Consider the following 14,482-nt stretch of genomic DNA (forward strand, 5'->3'; position numbering starts at 1 on the left):
ATCGCTCCTGTTCGGTCGCACAACCGCGACAGGCGGATTCCGGCACGCCCCGAACCTACGCACAACGAACCCATGTGTAAAGGTCATTGCCACACCAATGCGACGCGCAGATCCGGCCCCGGTTGCGCACGATCAGTCGCGTCTTCGCTGACGGCTGCGCGCACCACACCCATCACGGTGAGTCTGGCCGCTGCCGCCGCGACTCCCGCGTATTACCCGATGCGGCATGGAGATGCCGCACGCGACAGCGCGCTGCGCCGGCCGGAGCGTCAGGTGATGCACGCCACCCCACGGACGCGCGAGCGCAGACCGGCCCGGCCTCGCCTGCATGGAGATCCACCGGCATGAAACCCCTCTCCCTGGCCCTCGCCGCGCTCGCCCTGGCCGCCGCATCCCTCGCCGCGACGCCCGTACACGCCGCGCCGTCCGAATGCACGCCCGCCGGCGACTGCACCGCCTACCGCAACCGCCTGAGCATCCCCGCACATGCGCTGTCCTACGGCGGCGCCGCGTTCACCCTGGATGCGCGCGGCATCGACTGGGCCAACAACAGCGGCACCGCGACGCTGACCATGCGCCGCCCACTCGACTTCCGCGGCGACAAGGTGCGGCTGACTTTCGTCTACCAGGCCACCAGCGGCCTGCCCGGCAGCAACGTGTTCGCCGTGGATGCGATCGCCTTCCACCACGGCAGCGGCTTCGAGACCTACGGCGGCTTCCTCTCGCCCGCGCTGGAACTGCCCGAAGACGCAACCGCCCTGCTGGAGCAGTCGACCGTGGTCGAACCGGGCGAAGGCTGGAACCCCGAAGGCCCGTGGTGGTACTTCGAGATCCATCGCCTCGGCAGCAACAACGCCAGCCTGCGCTTGATGGCGGTGACACTGGAGTACTAGCCGGTCGTCGCCGCGTCTTCCCGCAGCGGGAAGACGAGGGCGCAGCGCCGATATCGCAGGGACGCCGTCAAGTTTGTTCCCGACTGTCGGAGGTGCGTCGACCATGGGCACGGGCATCCTGCGGACCAAGTCGATCGAGCGCGCGCTGGCCGGACGCGAGGCGCCCGAGTACCGGCTCAAGCGCAACCTCAGCGCGCTCGACCTGACCGTCTTCGGCGTCGGGGTCGTCATCGGTGCCGGCATCTTCACCGTCGCGGGCAAGGCCGCGTCGGTGCATGCGGGGCCGGCGGTGATGCTGTCCTTCGTCCTCGCCGCGCTGTGCTGCACGCTGGCCGCGCTGTGCTACGCCGAGTTCGCCGCGTCGGTCCCGCTGTCCGGGTCGGCCTACACCTTCAGCTACGTCGCGCTGGGCGAACTGGTGGCGTGGATCATCGGTTGGGACCTGATGCTCGAACTGGCGCTCGCCGCCGCGGTCGTGGCGCAGGGCTGGGGCGTGTACCTGGAAATCTTCCTCGGCCAGCTCGGCATCGCCCTGCCGACGGCGATCTCGCCGCAATCGCCACAGGCGCTGTTCAACCTGCCCGCGTTCGCCCTCGTCGCCGTGCTGACGGCGCTGGTCGCCTACGGCATCAAGGAATCGCTGCGCGTCAACCTGGTCCTGGTGGTGATCAAGGTCGGCATCGTGCTGTTCGTGATCCTCGCCGGCATCCGCTTCATCGATCCGGCGAACTACTCGCCGTTCATCCCGCCCAGCGCGCCGGCGCCGGCCACGACCGGCGGCGTGCACGCGCCGCTGCTGCAGCTGCTGTTCGGCGTGCAGCCGACGATGTTCGGCGTGTCGGGCATCTTCTCCGGCGCGGCGCTGGTGGTGTTCGCGTTCCTCGGCTTCGACGTCGTCGCCACCACCGCGGAGGAAGCGCGCCGTCCGCAGCGCGACCTGCCGATCGGCATCATCGCCTCGCTGGCGATCTGCACGGTGCTCTACGTCGGCGTGGGCGTGGTGCTGACCGGCATGCAGCCGTACACGCAGATCGCGACCAGCGGCGCGATGGCGCAGGCGTTCAACGCAGTCGGCAAACCGGGCTACGCGACGGTGATCTCCGCGGGCGCGGTGATCGGCCTGGCGACGGTGGTGATGACCGCGCTGATCGGCGCGAGCCGCGTGCTGTTCGCGATGTCGCGCGACCGCCTGCTGCCGCCCGCGCTCGGCCGCACCCATCCGCGCACCGGCACGCCGCTGCGGCTCACTGTCGGTCTGGGTGTCGTGGTCGCGCTGGTAGCGGCCTTCACCCCGGTGGGCGAACTCGAGGAGATGGTCAACATCGGCACGCTGGCCGCGTTCCTGCTGGTCTCGCTGTCGGTACCGGTGCTGCGCCGACGCCGCCCCGACCTGCAGCGGCCGTTCAAGGTGCCGCTCTCGCCGTGGCTGCCGTGGTTGTCGGCCGTGGCCTGCGCGCTGTTGATGCTCAACCTCAGCGGCCTGACCTGGATCCGCTTCATGGTGTGGTTGGCCGCGGGTTTGGCCGTGTACGCGCTGTACGGCTACCGGCGCGCGCGCCGGCCGCCATGACGCAGGACGGGGTTGTTACTCCGCGCGCACCCGCCAGCGCCGCGCGAACTCGCACGCACCGGCGATGGCGAGGGTCAGCGCGATCGTCGACAGCAGCTGCACGCGCGGGCCGGGCGTCAGCAGCGCCAGCGCGAAGATCATCGCGAGGATGCCCAGCCCCAGCGCGGTATTCCACGGGAAGCCGCGCATGCGGAACGGCAGCGCGGTGCCGGCACGGTCGGCGCGGCGGCGCAGGATGAACTGCGACAGCAGCGAGATCGTCCACACCATCAGGCAGGTCGAGCCGACCAGGTTGAGCAGCGCCGGCAGCACGCGCTCGGGATACAGCGCCTCCAGCAGCGTGGCGATGAAGCCGAACACCACGCTCGCCAGCACCGCCGCCACCGGCACGCGGCGGCGGTCGAGTCCGCCGAGGAAGGCCGGCGCCTCGCCGCGCCGCGACAGCGAGTAGATCATCCGCGACGCGCCGTAGAGGTTGGCGTTCAACGCCGACAGCAGCGCGACCACGGCGACCAGGGTGATCGCGGTGGCGGCGCCGGGAATGGCGACGACCTGCAGCACCGCGGCGAACGGCGACTTCAGCGATTCGCTGGTCCACGGCACCACCGCGACGATCACCGCCAGCGAGCCGATGTAGAACACGGCGATGCGCCAGGCAACGGTGCGGATCGCGCGGGCGATGCTGCGTTCGGGGTCCTGCGTCTCGGCGGCGGCGACGGCGACGATCTCGGTGCCGCCGAACGCGAACACCACCACCAACAGCGCCGCGCCGATGCCTGCCAGCCCCTTCGGTGCGAAGCCGCCGTGCGCGGTGAAATTGCCCAGCCCCGGCGACGGCACGTGCGGCAGCAGCCCGCACAGCAACAGCACGCCGATGACGATGAAGGCGAGGATCGCCACCACCTTGAGGATCGCGAACCAGAATTCGAACTCGCCGAAGTTGCGCACGCCGAACAGGTTGACCGCGGTGAACAGCAGCATCACCACCAGCGAGGTGCCCGCGACCGGCAGCGAGGGCCAGACCGTGGCGAGCAGGCCGGCGGCGCCGACCGATTCGGCGGCGACCACGACCACCACCTGCGCCCACCACAACCAGCCGATGGTCGCGCCCGCGGCGGGACCGAGCGCTTCGCCGGTGTAGACCGAGAACGCGCCGCTCGCCGGATTGGCCGCGGCCATCTCGCCCAGCGCGTGCATGACGATGATCACCAGCGCGCCGGCGATCAGGTACGACACCAGCACCGCCGGCCCGGCCGCCTGCACGCCGACGCCGGAGCCGAGGAACAGGCCGGCGCCGATCGCGCTGCCCAGGCCCATCATCACCAGCTGGCGCGGTTTCAGGGCATGGCCGAGTTGGGCATCGGCAGCGGACGGAGCGGCGGCGGAGGGCGGAACGGAACGGGAAGTCACCGGCGGGGTCGCATCGGAAGCGGAACGAGGGTCAGGTTCATAGCCGATTTACCCGCTGCGCGTAAATGCGCGCCGCCGGTTATCGCGCGTCGTCACGGACCTGCCCCGCTCCGGCAAAGGAATCCGCGCGATCCGGCACTACGCCGTCTGCACGCGCAGCGCCGGCGCGCGCGTGGGCGCCGCCGCGCTGCCCTGCCACTTCCACAGCAGCGCCAGCACGGCCAGGTCGACCGCCACCGCGAACACCGTCGACTCCGGCCCGAACGCGCCGCCGGTCATCCACGCCGGCCGGTCCAGCAGCTGCGGCAGGAACCAGCCCGGCAGGTCGACGCCGCTGACATCGAAGCCGAGCACGTGGCCCTGCATCCAGTTCCAGCCCAGGTGCAGGCCGAACGGCAGGGCCAGGCTGCGCGTGCGCAGGTAGGCCATGCCCAGCATCAGCGCACCGAGCGCGATGTCGAGCGACGCCCACACCCGGGTCGCGCCCTGCATGTCCGGGTTGCCCCAGTGCGCGGCGGCGAACAGCACCGCGAGCGCGATCTGCGCGACCCACACGCCCGCGCCGTCGACCAGGCGCTGGAACAGGAAACCGCGGAACAGCGTTTCCTCGAACAGCGCCACGAACACGAACACGTACAGCCCCGTGCCCATCGCGCCGAGGCTGCGCGCCGGATCCAGCTGCAGGCGGACCGCGCCGCTCGCCCACATCAACGCGACCACCAGCGCCATCGAGCCCATGCCCAGCGCCGTGCCCCACGCGGCTTCCTTGGCCCAGCGCCGGTCCAGGCGGAAGCCGACGCTCGCCAAGGGCTCGCGGCGCAAGCGCGTGCACACCCAGGTCGCGAGCAGGATGAAGGCGAACGCCAGCGGCTCCAGCCACGGCTTGCCGATACCCAGATCCCTGAGCGCGTGCGACAGCGGCGTGTAGGCGAAACGCGTGGCGAAGACGACGGCGATGAACAGCAGCATCCACCAGCCGTTGCGCAGGCGCCGTTCGCGATTGAAGAAGAGGTTGCGCAAGCGCCGCTCCGGGGCTGGGTTTTCCGCATTGTCGGCGGGCGTGTCGCGGCTGCGGAATGTGCAGGAGGTCACCGTGCCGCGCGGCAGGGCTACGGCGTTCCGATGCCGTAATCCGTAGCCCAGGTAAGCGCAGCGCACCCGGGGCCTTGTCAGCGTGCGAATGCGGATCATGCGCCGGATTGCGTTCCGCCATGCGGTGTCGCCGCTGCCCTCCATGGCTTGCGGTGAGAAACCCGGGTGCGCTGCGCTTACCCAGGCTACGTGCCTGCGCATCTCATTCTTCGATGGCTTCGACACCTTGCTGCTTCAGGCGCTCGAGGTGCGCGTGCATTTCCTGCAACTGCTCGGCCGAATGCCCCTGCCACTCCACCACTTCGCCGACGACGCGGAACGGCGCGCGCGAGCGGTACGACCGGGTGGGATTGCCGGGAAACCGCTTGTTGGTCAGGTTCGGGTCGTCTTCGATCGCGCCCGTGGGTTCGACGATGTAGATCCGCCCGCGGCCGGCACCGACGGCCAGTTCGGCGCCCCAGGTCGCGGCGTCCAGCGTGGCGCTCAGGTAGACGAAGGCCGCCTGTTTCCGGCTGCCGTAGTTGGAGGCATGGCCCGGCGCGATCAGGTCGCCGACGTGGAGGTCGGCCTTGCTGCCGTGGTAGTACGTCTGCGTATCGGTCATCGCATCGCTCCGGTGTGCTGCCTTCTCGGCAGGCCGGCGATGCTGCGCCACGCCCCGGGCCTTGCCGCAAGCCCGGTGCTGTTCTATAAATTGGTTGTGGGAGGCGCAGCGCGCCTCCCATTTGTTTTTGGCGTTGCCACTGCGCAATCGATGCGCACCCGGGTGCGCTGCGCTAACCCGGGCTACACCCGCTGAACAGCACGCATCCAACGTGCGGCCCAACCCGCCCTGCGCGGGTTACGGCTTGGGTTCCTTCAGCTCGATGATCAGCGTCCTGACCATCGCCTTGCCGGTGTTCTTGGTGTCGTGGGTGACCGGATCGCTCCAGATCACCTCGCCGGGCTTGCGTTCCATCGCCCTGGTGGTGCCGTCGGCCATGGTCTGCATCGCCATGCCACTGCTCAGGAACACCACGATGTTGTCGCCGTGCGAGTGCATGCCCGTGCTCTGGCCGGGCGCCATCTGCAACTCGATCACGCGGACCTTGTCGTTGTCGATCACCACCTTGGCGTTCTTGCCGGCGGTCATGGCGAGGTCCTGCGCGAGCGCCGGCAGCGCCACCAACGCAAGCGGAAGGCAGGCGGTCAACAGGCGGAAACGCTTCATCGGGGCACTCCACTCGCGAAGGTGCGCTGTTAAACCACGGCCCTGCCAGCGAAGCCATCACCCGGTCGGGGCGGCGGGCGTATCGTGGGCCCGACGCCACGCCGCAACGGGAGGCACGCCATGCGCCCACCTGCATCCGACGCACTGTTCGGCGGTTCGCTGCCCGAGCTGTACGAGCGGCACCTGGTGCCCCTGATCTTCCAGGCGTATGCCGTCGACCTCGCCGCACGCACGGCCGCGCTCGCGCCGCATCGCGTGCTGGAGATCGCCGCCGGCACCGGCGTGGTGACGCGCGCGCTGGCCGCGCGGCTGGGCCGCGACGTCGACATCGTCGCCACCGATCTCAATGCGCCGATGCTGCAATACGCGGCGCGCATCGGCACGGCGCGCCCGGTGCAATGGCAGCCGGCGGACGCGCAGCACCTGCCCTTCGCCGATGCCGAGTTCGATGCGGTGGCCTGCCAGTTCGGCGTGATGTTCTTTCCCGACAAGCCCCAGGCGTTCGCCCAAGCGCGGCGCGTGCTGCGCCCCGGCGGCACCCTGCTGTTCAACGTGTGGGACCGCATTGGGGAGAACGTGTTTGCCGACACCGTGACCACCGCGCTGGCGGACGTCTTTCCCGACGATCCGCCGCGCTTCCTCGCCCGCACGCCGCACGGCTACTTCGACACCGCCACCATCGCGCGCGACCTGGCGCGCGGCGGATTCACCCAACCGCCGCGCATCGACACCGTCACGCTGCTCGCCCGCGCCGACCACCCGCGCACGGTCGCCGTGGCGTACTGCGAGGGCACGCCGCTGCGCAACGAAATCGAAGCGCGCGACACCTCCCGCCTCGCCGCAGCCACCGCAGCCGCCGAAACCGCGCTGGCCCGGCGCTTCGGCAGCGGCGCCATCGAAGGAAGAATCCAGGCGCACGTGGTCGAGGTGCGGCGAACGGAGTGAGGGCGATCTGCATGGATGACCCTTCTCCCCGCTTGTACCGGCAAAGCGCCGCTCATCGCCCTGCGGGCCCTTCTCCCCGCAAGCGGGGAGAAGGAAAGGCAACAGCAGCTACCATCCTGCTGCCACCCCCAGCCCGATCCCGCCTGCACCATGAGCAGCGACGACACCTCCGCGCAACGCCACGCCGCCCTGCTCGCCAAGCGCGAGCAGCTGTACGCGCAGCAGGCCGAACGCATGGCGCAGCAGCGGCATGCGGAGAACGTCGCGCATTTCGAGCGCTACCTCGGCGCCGCGTTGGCCCAGGCCGGCGTGCGTCACGAACTCCTGTGGAGCACCGAAACACGCCGCGGCCCCCTGACCCGCTATCCGATCGGCTTCGCCAGCGTGCGCTGGGACCGCGTGCCGCACGCCGTCAGCACCCCCGGCGGCAGCGACGCGGAATTGAAGGAGCTGTTCGATGCGGCCCTGGCCGCACTGGCGATCGCCCCGGCCACCGAGGTGATCGTCGACTGGTGCATCGTCGGCCGGCCGCGCGTCGCGCTGTCCGCCGCCGATGCCTCCACCCATGCAGTGGCGCTGATGCGACACGCATCGGACATGTGGCTGTATGCCGACGATGCGCCGTGGTTGATCGAGGTGTACCACGAAGGCAGCGTCACCTACGCGGCGCAGCCCGGACGGGAAGAGGATGCCGGCGATGGGTGGCGGCGGCGCTGACGCGCAGGCCTTGCGCCAGACGCGATGCCGACACCGGTAGGCACCGGGAAGCCGAAGCCCCGGGTGCGCTGCGCTTTACCCGGGCTACCAGGCTGCAGTTGCCCACGCCAGCTTGACCTCAGCCGTCGCGCCCGCGTCCGCAACGCAGCAACTGGAGCACGTCGCGCGTCTGCGCGTCGAAATACAGCGCGCGGTCCGGATAGAAGGCGAGGACGCCGGGCGTCGTGGCATGCGCCGCGAACGAACGCATCGCCTCGCACGCCTGCGGGGTGCGATTGGCCGCCACCGCCGATGCGGCCGCGTCCAGGTCGCCATTGAGGACGGCGCGGTCGGCGTCTTCGATCGCCAGCAGCGCATCCAGGTCGACGCGCATGTCGGCAATCGCTTCGCCCGGGGTGATTCCACGACTCACCAGCGCGAAGTTGACGGCGTGGCCCATCGACAGCTTCACCACGTTGTCCAGCCCGGACGGCAGGGCCTTGCCTTCCTGGAAGCCCCATTCGCGCACTGTGCCGTCGCGCAATACCGCCGCGGCCTGGCGCCATTTGCCGGCACCCAGCGCACGCGCGCGGGGCAGGTCCACCGGCACCGGTCGCGGATAGTCGTAGGCATCGCCCCACGCCACCACCGTGCCGTTCGACTGCAGCGCCTGGTTGTAGGCGTTGCCGGCGTCGATCGCGACCACGTTCACCAGCGGGGGCAGGTCGAGCTCGCCATCGTTGTTGCTGCCCCACGCCACCACCTGACCGTCGGAACGCAGCGCGAGCGCATGGCTGCGACCGGCCGCGATCGCGACGACGTTGCGCAATCCCACCGGCACGTCGGTCTGGCCGGACGAGTTGTCGCCCCACGCCAGCACGCGCCCGTCGGAGGTCAACGCCATGGCGAAATCGCCACCCGCGGCAATGGCGGTCACGCCCGCAAGTCCGGCCGGCACGAACGTCGCGCACACGGGGTCGGCGCCGATCGCGGCGACCGTGCCCGTGCGATACAGGACCAGCAGGCAGTTCTCGTTCACGGCGATGCCCTTGGCGTTCGTCGCCCGCACCACCGGCGGCATGGTTCCGATCTCGATCACGTCGCCGTTGGCGCGCAGCACGTACGGCACGGCCATGGCGACCGCATCGTCCAGGGAATAGGGAACATCGAGCGCGCGGTTGCCGACTTCACCGCCCCAGGCAACCACGCGGGTGCGGGCCGCGAACGCCGCGGCGGAACACAACAACAGGCACAGCGTCAGAAGACCGCACCACGCCCGAAGGCGCGTGCGGCGCGACCCGGCGCGACCGGCGGGCGCGGCGATTGCGGTGGTGGAACTGGCATACGTCGACATGGCGTCTCCTCCGATGAGGTGTTGGCGTGGCCGGCACTCCCTGCTCCGGATGCTGTCGATCCGCTGCCTGATCGCTCGCAGCTGCGCGAAGCGATGCCAGAAAGTACGCAGGACTTCGCGGGCACCGGACATGGCGATGGCGACGCCATTTCCTGAATCGGGCGGAGCGTTGATCGCAACACGCATGACTCGGCAGACACCCCTGACCGGGTGCGTGACCTCCGAAGGCAACACCGGCCTGCGAATGCGCGCCGTCGTGCTCGCGTTGCGCGAACCGGCCCCCGGGTGCGCTGCGCTTACCCGGGCTACGTTGGCTGCATGGCCGCATCGCGGCCAAGCGCTTGCGCCAGGCTCAGAACGCCAGCACTTCGCTGCGCTTGGTGCGGAAGGCCGCATCGACGATCGCGGCGTCCACCACCGAAGCGACTTCAAAGCCGCCGCGTGCGATCGCGGCGAGCGCATCGCCCAGGGTGAGGCGGCCTTCGATGCGCACCAGCTGCGCCTCGAGGTCGAAGTTGATGCGGCTGCCGATGTCCACCTGCAGCAACGAATGGGTGATGCGGCGCATGTCGTCGCGATCGCGCAGGGCCTGCAGGCGCAGCTTCATCGCGCGGCTCCCGCGTTGGCCAGCGCGACGCGCGTGTCGACGACAGCGTCGACGCCGCGCCACCACGGCGTCGCCGCGTGCGGCGCGGCCAGGTCGAGGCGTTCGCCCATGCGCGGCGTGGTCAGGGCGATGCCGCGCTGCGCCGCGAGTGCGCTCACGCGTTCGAACGGCTCGGTCCAGCCATGCATCGCGAGGTCGAAGGTGCCGTTGTGCATCGGCAGCAGCCAGCGCCCGCGCAGGTCCTGGTGCGCCTGCACGGTCTGCTCCGGCTGCATGTGCACGTACGGCCATTGCGGGTCGTACGCGCCGGTTTCCATCAGGGTCACGTCGAACGGGCCGAAGCGGCGGCCGATCTCCTTGAAGCCATCGAAGTAGCCGGTGTCGCCGCTGAAGAACACGCGCAACCCGTCCGCGTCGGCGGCATCGCCGGGGGTGGCGTCGGCGTGCGCGTTGTCGACGATCACCCACGACGCCCACAGCGTCTTGTTGCCGTCGAACAGGCCGCGTCCGGAGAAGTGCTGCGCCGGCGTCGCGGTGAACCGCACGCCGTCGATGGTCGCGCCCTGCCACCAGTCGAACTGGTACACCTTGGCCGGATCCACGCCCCACGCGACCAGGCGGTCGCCGACGCCGAGCGGGGTCAGGAACACCTCGGTAGTGCGGGCCAGGCGCCGCACCGTGTCGCGATCGAGGTGGTCGTAATGGTCGTGCGAGAGGATCACCCCGCGCAGCGGCGGCAGGTCCTCGAGCGCGATCGGCGGCGCGTGGAAGCGCTTGGGCCCCAGCCATTGCACCGGCGAGGCGCGTTCGGCGAACACCGGGTCGGTGATCCAGAAGCCGCCGCGCAGCTTGATCAGCATGGTCGAGTGGCCGAGCCGGAACAGGCTGCGGTCGGGCGCGGCCTCCAGCTGGGCGCGGGTCAACGCCAGCACCGGCGGGGCGGCGGCCGGCACCGCGTCGGCCGGCTTGTTGAGCAGCACGTTCCAGACGATGCCCAGGGTCTTGAGCAGGCCGTCGGCGGGCTTGGGCACGGGGTTGCGGAACACGCCGCGCTCGGACTGCGGCGAGTCCGCGTAGGCGGCGAGCGGGGCGTTGGTGTGGGCAGCGGAGAGCAGGCAGGCGGTCACGGTCAGGACTCCGGAGAACAGGGCGAGGCGACGCAGGCGGCGGAAACGGGGGCGTCGGGGCATGGGGTGGGCCGGGTGGAAGAAGTACACTACACAGTGTAGTTACGTTCGGGAAAAAGTAAACCCCCGGGTGTAAACTTTCCGCATGAGCGACCCCAGCGCCCCCCTCCGCCTGACCGACCGCAAGCGCGCGGCCATCCTCGACGCCGCCGTGGCCGAGTTCCGCCAGTCCGGCTACGAAGCCACCAGCATGGATCGCGTCGCCGCCAGCGCCGGCGTGTCCAAGCGCACCGTCTACAACCACTTCCCGAGCAAGGAAGCGTTGTTCGCGCAGATCCTCCACCAGCTGTGGGAGAGCAGCCTCGACGGCCTCGACCTCGCCTACCGCGCCGACCGCCCGCTGCGCGAACAGTTGCTGGAACTGGTGAAGCAGAAGCTGCGCCTGCTGCACGACGGCAGCTTCGTCGACCTCGCCCGCGTCGCCATCGCCGCCGCGATCCACTCGCCCGAACGCGCGCAGGACATGGTCGCGCGCATGGGCGAACGCGAAGAAGGCCTGACGATCTGGATCCGCGCCGCCGCCGCCGACGGCCGCCTGAAGACCGACGACCCGCTGTTCGCGTCGATGCAGCTGCAGGGACTGGTGAAGGGCTTCGCGTTCTGGCCGCAGATCACCCTGGACCAGCCGCCGCTCACCGCCGCGCAGCAGAAGCACGTGGCGGAATCGGCGGTGGACATGTTCCTCGCCTACTACGGCTGAGGCTGCGAAGACCCGGGTGCGCTGCGCGTGGCCGGTTACATCGCTACCAACACCGACTCGCCCATGTCACTCGTGGGCATCGTTCTACGCTGGAGAGGTGTGTGGTCTTGTCGCACGCGATCGCGATCCGCGCGCCGCGAATGTGTCCGCTGCCGCAGGAACTTGGCGTAGTTGTTGGTGATCGAATTCGATCGCCCATTCCAAGGAGTTGGACATGAAACATACCGCGCTCATGGCGACCCTCGTTACCTCGCTCGCACTGTTGTTGCTCGGCTGCTCGGCTGCATCGCAACCGCCACGCAGCACGAATCAGTCAGGCGCGACGGAGCCACGCACCATGGATCGTGCAGGCGTGGCGACACCACGCCCCATCGATCGGCCGCTCGTGGCAAACCCGGATCCCGCGATCGGGCCGACCGTGGTGGCGGCCGGGCGCTGGTGCTGCTCCGGCTGCAAACGCGTCGGCGGCGCCCTGCAGTGCAGCGGATGCACGGGCATCGCCGCCGGTGCGGGGTGTCCATTCAATCCGGAATCGGCGCTGCCCGGCTCAGGCACGGTGGTGGATTGCACCGGCAACACCACCGAATCCAATGGCACCGTCACCTGTTATTAGCCGGGTGTTGTCAGCCGTCTATCAGGACGAACAACTGCCGTCTTACGGGCTGGGTTGATGGAGCCAACCCAGCCTGCGACTGCGCCAGCAGTCGCAGGGACGGGCACCAGCCGCCGCTCACCGCCGCGCAGCAGAAGCACGTGGCGGAATCGGCGGTGGACATGTTCCTCACCTACTACGGCTGAGGTTGCGAAGGCCTGGGTGCGCTGCGCGTGCCAGGGCTACGTCATGCGGCGACCGCCTCCCCCAAGTCGGGGAATCCCCCAAAGGGAGGATGTCGGCCGTCCGCGTTGTTGCAAGACTCATCGCCTTCTTTTCGGCGGATTTTTCAGGCCGGCAGAAACTGCCTGCGTCGTCGTGCAGCGACGCCCTGTTCGACTGATCACACAACCCAATGCCACTGGTGAGCCCATGAACATCATACGAAACCTCGCGGCCTTCCTTGCCTGCTGTGCAGCTGGCGCGGCGTTTGCCGGCGAAGTCGTCGTTGACGATGGAAGTACCAACTCCCGCAGCATCCTTGCGCCGGGCGTTCCCGGTACGTTGACGCAGTCGTTCACCGCGGAAGATGCCCGGATCCGTTTCGGCTTCCGCATCCACGACGAACTTGTGGGCTCCCTCAATGCGAGAGCTCCAATCGTCTACAACCTGTACGCCGGCGAGAACAGCCAAGCCGTCCTCTTGGCAACCCGCACCGTGCACTTGCCGACGGAAATTGAACCTGATGACCCGCGCAATATCTTCAACGACTATGGCTTCGTCGAAGCATGGTTCCATGACATAGCTCTTGTCGTAGGGCAGAAGTACACGATGGAAATCGTCGTCGATCCCGCGGATCCGGTCACTGGCGGCGTGGGGGTATGGACGAGCCTGGTAAACCCCTACGCGGGCGGCCGCTTCTTCTTTTCAAGCGGCGTCAACAACGACTTCTTTTCCGAACAGGACATGCTTTTCCGCATGACTCCGGTCACGCTTACTGGCGTAGCTACGGAGCTTTTCAGCGACATGCAGGCGTTCGGCGGGAGCGTGCGGTATGCAACCCAACACATGTTCGAGAACAACGCCCGTTTCCCCCGGACGCGCTGTGGAAACTACCAGGGGCTGATGAGATTCCTAGAGCATTACGCAGCGACAGAAAGGGAGCTGGATGCAGCCACCGCGGCGGACTTCATCTTCCGCTTGGAAATCGTGTCCGATTTGAGCGGATGTCCGTAGCGACGGAGGGTTGGCAACGAAGTCCATCCATCACGCGAACGCCGCGACGATCGACTGGGTAGCGACGCCCATCTTTTCCACGAGCGCCACGATGGGTTTCGCTTCGCCCAACCCATCCTACGAAAGACCGGCACCGCCTAGCCCAAGGCGTAGGCGACCTTGGTCCCGGTCACGGTGATCTGCCTGCTGTCCTGCAGGCTCTGCACGATGGCCGCCACCGTCTTGTCGTCCAGCGGCGGGGTGAACCACGACTTGATCGACGACTTCAGCGTGGCCAGCTTCGCCGGCTTGCTCGACTTCTTCAGGCGATCCACCACCTGCGGCACGCGCTGCTGCGTCGTCATCGCCTTGGGGACGGTCCTGGTCGCGGGCGCGGCGCCGTTGGCTTCCGGCAGCACCGTCACGCTGACGTTCTTCGCCGACTTCTTCGTCGCGGTCTTGCCCGGCACCTTGGCCGGGGCGACGGCCTTCTTCGCTGCGGCGACGGGTTTCACTGCAACTGCAGGCTTCGCGACCGCCACCGGCGCGGCGGCGGCACTGCCGGGAATCTCGGCCAGGCGGCGGCAGCTGATGCCCAGGCCGTTGAGGTGGCGCACCAGCGGGTCGAAGCCCTTGTCCTTGGAGATGATGGTGAACGCCGCGCCGGGCTCGGCGGCGGCGAGGCGGCCGATGTAGAACGCGATGTGGAAGTCGACCGCATCCGGCCCGCTACCCGTGATCGGGATGTACTGCGCATCCGCGCCGAACGGCTGCAGCGCCTGCACCAGCTCCAGCATCAGCTTGGTCTGGTGCTGGCCGAGGAACACCTTGATCCGCGCGGCACCCGGCTGCAGGCGGTCCAGCGCCTTGGGCTGGACGTTCTCGAAGTCGATCAGGAAGTACGGCTTGCTCATGCGACGTCTCCGGTGGTCTTCGTGCGCTGGCGCCGCGAGGTGATCGCAGCGTTGGATGTTTCCTTCTCCCCGCAAAGCGGGGAGAAGGTCGAAGCGG

15 protein-coding genes are annotated in these 14,482 nt (G+C 69.0%); 7 read left to right on the top strand and 8 right to left on the bottom strand.

Translation table 11 applies throughout. The features are described from left to right. The first annotated feature begins 344 nt into the window (after positions 1 to 344). Together H8B22_RS05700 and H8B22_RS05705 are read left to right on the top strand one after the other, a co-directional pair. Positions 345 to 893, top strand: a complete 549-nt coding sequence (locus tag H8B22_RS05700; protein WP_187713137.1) for a hypothetical protein — start codon at positions 345 to 347, stop codon at positions 891 to 893. Between the two features lie 103 nt (positions 894 to 996). Further along, positions 997 to 2,463: an amino acid permease gene (locus H8B22_RS05705; protein ID WP_187713138.1), complete on the top strand. Its 1,467-nt coding sequence runs from the start codon at positions 997 to 999 to the stop codon at positions 2,461 to 2,463. Positions 2,464 to 2,478: 15 nt separating this feature from the next. Here the strand turns inward: H8B22_RS05705 and H8B22_RS05710 are convergent, their stop codons facing one another. The 4 genes from H8B22_RS05710 to H8B22_RS05725 all read right to left on the bottom strand — a co-directional run bounded on the left by H8B22_RS05710 (position 2,479) and on the right by H8B22_RS05725 (position 6,175). Further along, positions 2,479 to 3,873 (bottom strand): amino acid permease, encoded by a 1,395-nt coding sequence (locus H8B22_RS05710; RefSeq protein ID WP_187713139.1) that lies wholly within the window; start codon positions 3,871 to 3,873, stop codon positions 2,479 to 2,481. Positions 3,874 to 4,011: 138 nt separating this feature from the next. Further along, entirely contained in the window at positions 4,012 to 4,893 is an 882-nt protein-coding gene (locus H8B22_RS05715; RefSeq protein WP_187713140.1) for a CPBP family intramembrane glutamic endopeptidase, read from the bottom strand. A 274-nt stretch (positions 4,894 to 5,167) separates the two neighbouring features. Next, the gene (gene arr / locus H8B22_RS05720) at positions 5,168 to 5,569 is read right to left on the bottom strand and encodes an NAD(+)--rifampin ADP-ribosyltransferase (protein WP_187713141.1); all 402 of its coding nucleotides are present in this window, start codon (positions 5,567 to 5,569) and stop codon (positions 5,168 to 5,170) included. A 237-nt stretch (positions 5,570 to 5,806) separates the two neighbouring features. Then, complete coding sequence (locus H8B22_RS05725; RefSeq protein ID WP_187713142.1) at positions 5,807 to 6,175, bottom strand: cupin domain-containing protein; 369 nt, start codon at positions 6,173 to 6,175, stop codon at positions 5,807 to 5,809. A gap of 120 nt (positions 6,176 to 6,295) precedes the next feature. Here H8B22_RS05725 and H8B22_RS05730 point away from each other — a divergent pair, with 120 nt between their 5' ends. Both H8B22_RS05730 and H8B22_RS05735 read left to right on the top strand, forming a co-directional pair. Further along, positions 6,296 to 7,120, top strand: coding sequence for a class I SAM-dependent methyltransferase (locus tag H8B22_RS05730; protein ID WP_187713143.1), 825 nt, complete (start codon positions 6,296 to 6,298; stop codon positions 7,118 to 7,120). Between the two features lie 150 nt (positions 7,121 to 7,270). Beyond that, positions 7,271 to 7,837 carry a hypothetical protein gene (locus H8B22_RS05735; RefSeq protein WP_187713144.1) on the top strand — a complete coding sequence of 189 codons (567 nt, stop codon included), beginning with the start codon at positions 7,271 to 7,273 and terminating at the stop codon, positions 7,835 to 7,837. A 118-nt stretch (positions 7,838 to 7,955) separates the two neighbouring features. Here the strand turns inward: H8B22_RS05735 and H8B22_RS05740 are convergent, their stop codons facing one another. The 3 genes from H8B22_RS05740 to H8B22_RS05750 form a co-directional block, all read right to left on the bottom strand. Next, positions 7,956 to 9,170 (bottom strand): RCC1 domain-containing protein, encoded by a 1,215-nt coding sequence (locus H8B22_RS05740; protein ID WP_187713145.1) that lies wholly within the window; start codon positions 9,168 to 9,170, stop codon positions 7,956 to 7,958. Positions 9,171 to 9,522: 352 nt separating this feature from the next. Then, positions 9,523 to 9,777, bottom strand: coding sequence for a hypothetical protein (locus H8B22_RS05745; protein WP_187713146.1), 255 nt, complete (start codon positions 9,775 to 9,777; stop codon positions 9,523 to 9,525). After that, complete coding sequence (locus tag H8B22_RS05750) at positions 9,774 to 10,967, bottom strand: MBL fold metallo-hydrolase (RefSeq protein ID WP_187713147.1); 1,194 nt, start codon at positions 10,965 to 10,967, stop codon at positions 9,774 to 9,776. Before H8B22_RS05750 ends, H8B22_RS05745 begins: the two co-directional genes overlap by 4 nt. Before the next feature lie 82 nt (positions 10,968 to 11,049). On the opposite strand from H8B22_RS05750, the gene H8B22_RS05755 reads away from it, so the two are divergent. From H8B22_RS05755 to H8B22_RS05765, 3 genes are all read left to right on the top strand, one after another. Continuing rightward, positions 11,050 to 11,664, top strand: coding sequence for a TetR/AcrR family transcriptional regulator (locus tag H8B22_RS05755; protein WP_187713148.1), 615 nt, complete (start codon positions 11,050 to 11,052; stop codon positions 11,662 to 11,664). A gap of 214 nt (positions 11,665 to 11,878) precedes the next feature. After that, on the top strand, positions 11,879 to 12,277 hold the full coding sequence (locus H8B22_RS05760; RefSeq protein ID WP_187713149.1) for a hypothetical protein: 399 nt from the start codon (positions 11,879 to 11,881) through the stop codon (positions 12,275 to 12,277). Positions 12,278 to 12,688: 411 nt separating this feature from the next. After that, positions 12,689 to 13,492, top strand: a complete 804-nt coding sequence (locus H8B22_RS05765; RefSeq protein ID WP_187713150.1) for a hypothetical protein — start codon at positions 12,689 to 12,691, stop codon at positions 13,490 to 13,492. A 137-nt stretch (positions 13,493 to 13,629) separates the two neighbouring features. Here the strand turns inward: H8B22_RS05765 and H8B22_RS05770 are convergent, their stop codons facing one another. After that, positions 13,630 to 14,385, bottom strand: coding sequence for a PIN domain-containing protein (locus tag H8B22_RS05770; protein ID WP_187713151.1), 756 nt, complete (start codon positions 14,383 to 14,385; stop codon positions 13,630 to 13,632). Positions 14,386 to 14,482: the final 97 nt, after the last annotated feature.

It is taken from the genome of Lysobacter terrestris (assembly GCF_014489475.1).
GTDB lineage: Bacteria > Pseudomonadota > Gammaproteobacteria > Xanthomonadales > Xanthomonadaceae > Agrilutibacter > Agrilutibacter terrestris.

Bases quoted from the DNA above. Each gene is read 5' to 3' on its own strand.
- H8B22_RS05700 (WP_187713137.1), top strand. From the start codon at position 345: ATGAAACCCCTCTCCCTGGCCCTCGCCGCGCTCGCCCTGGCCGCCGCA.
- H8B22_RS05705 (WP_187713138.1), top strand. From the start codon at position 997: ATGGGCACGGGCATCCTGCGGACCAAGTCGATCGAGCGCGCGCTGGCC.
- arr (WP_187713141.1), bottom strand. From the start codon at position 5,569: ATGACCGATACGCAGACGTACTACCACGGCAGCAAGGCCGACCTCCAC.
- H8B22_RS05725 (WP_187713142.1), bottom strand. From the start codon at position 6,175: ATGAAGCGTTTCCGCCTGTTGACCGCCTGCCTTCCGCTTGCGTTGGTG.
- H8B22_RS05730 (WP_187713143.1), top strand. From the start codon at position 6,296: ATGCGCCCACCTGCATCCGACGCACTGTTCGGCGGTTCGCTGCCCGAG.
- H8B22_RS05735 (WP_187713144.1), top strand. From the start codon at position 7,271: ATGAGCAGCGACGACACCTCCGCGCAACGCCACGCCGCCCTGCTCGCC.
- H8B22_RS05740 (WP_187713145.1), bottom strand. From the start codon at position 9,170: ATGTCGACGTATGCCAGTTCCACCACCGCAATCGCCGCGCCCGCCGGT.
- H8B22_RS05745 (WP_187713146.1), bottom strand. From the start codon at position 9,777: ATGAAGCTGCGCCTGCAGGCCCTGCGCGATCGCGACGACATGCGCCGC.
- H8B22_RS05750 (WP_187713147.1), bottom strand. From the start codon at position 10,967: ATGCCCCGACGCCCCCGTTTCCGCCGCCTGCGTCGCCTCGCCCTGTTC.
- H8B22_RS05755 (WP_187713148.1), top strand. From the start codon at position 11,050: ATGAGCGACCCCAGCGCCCCCCTCCGCCTGACCGACCGCAAGCGCGCG.
- H8B22_RS05760 (WP_187713149.1), top strand. From the start codon at position 11,879: ATGAAACATACCGCGCTCATGGCGACCCTCGTTACCTCGCTCGCACTG.
- H8B22_RS05765 (WP_187713150.1), top strand. From the start codon at position 12,689: ATGAACATCATACGAAACCTCGCGGCCTTCCTTGCCTGCTGTGCAGCT.
- H8B22_RS05770 (WP_187713151.1), bottom strand. From the start codon at position 14,385: ATGAGCAAGCCGTACTTCCTGATCGACTTCGAGAACGTCCAGCCCAAG.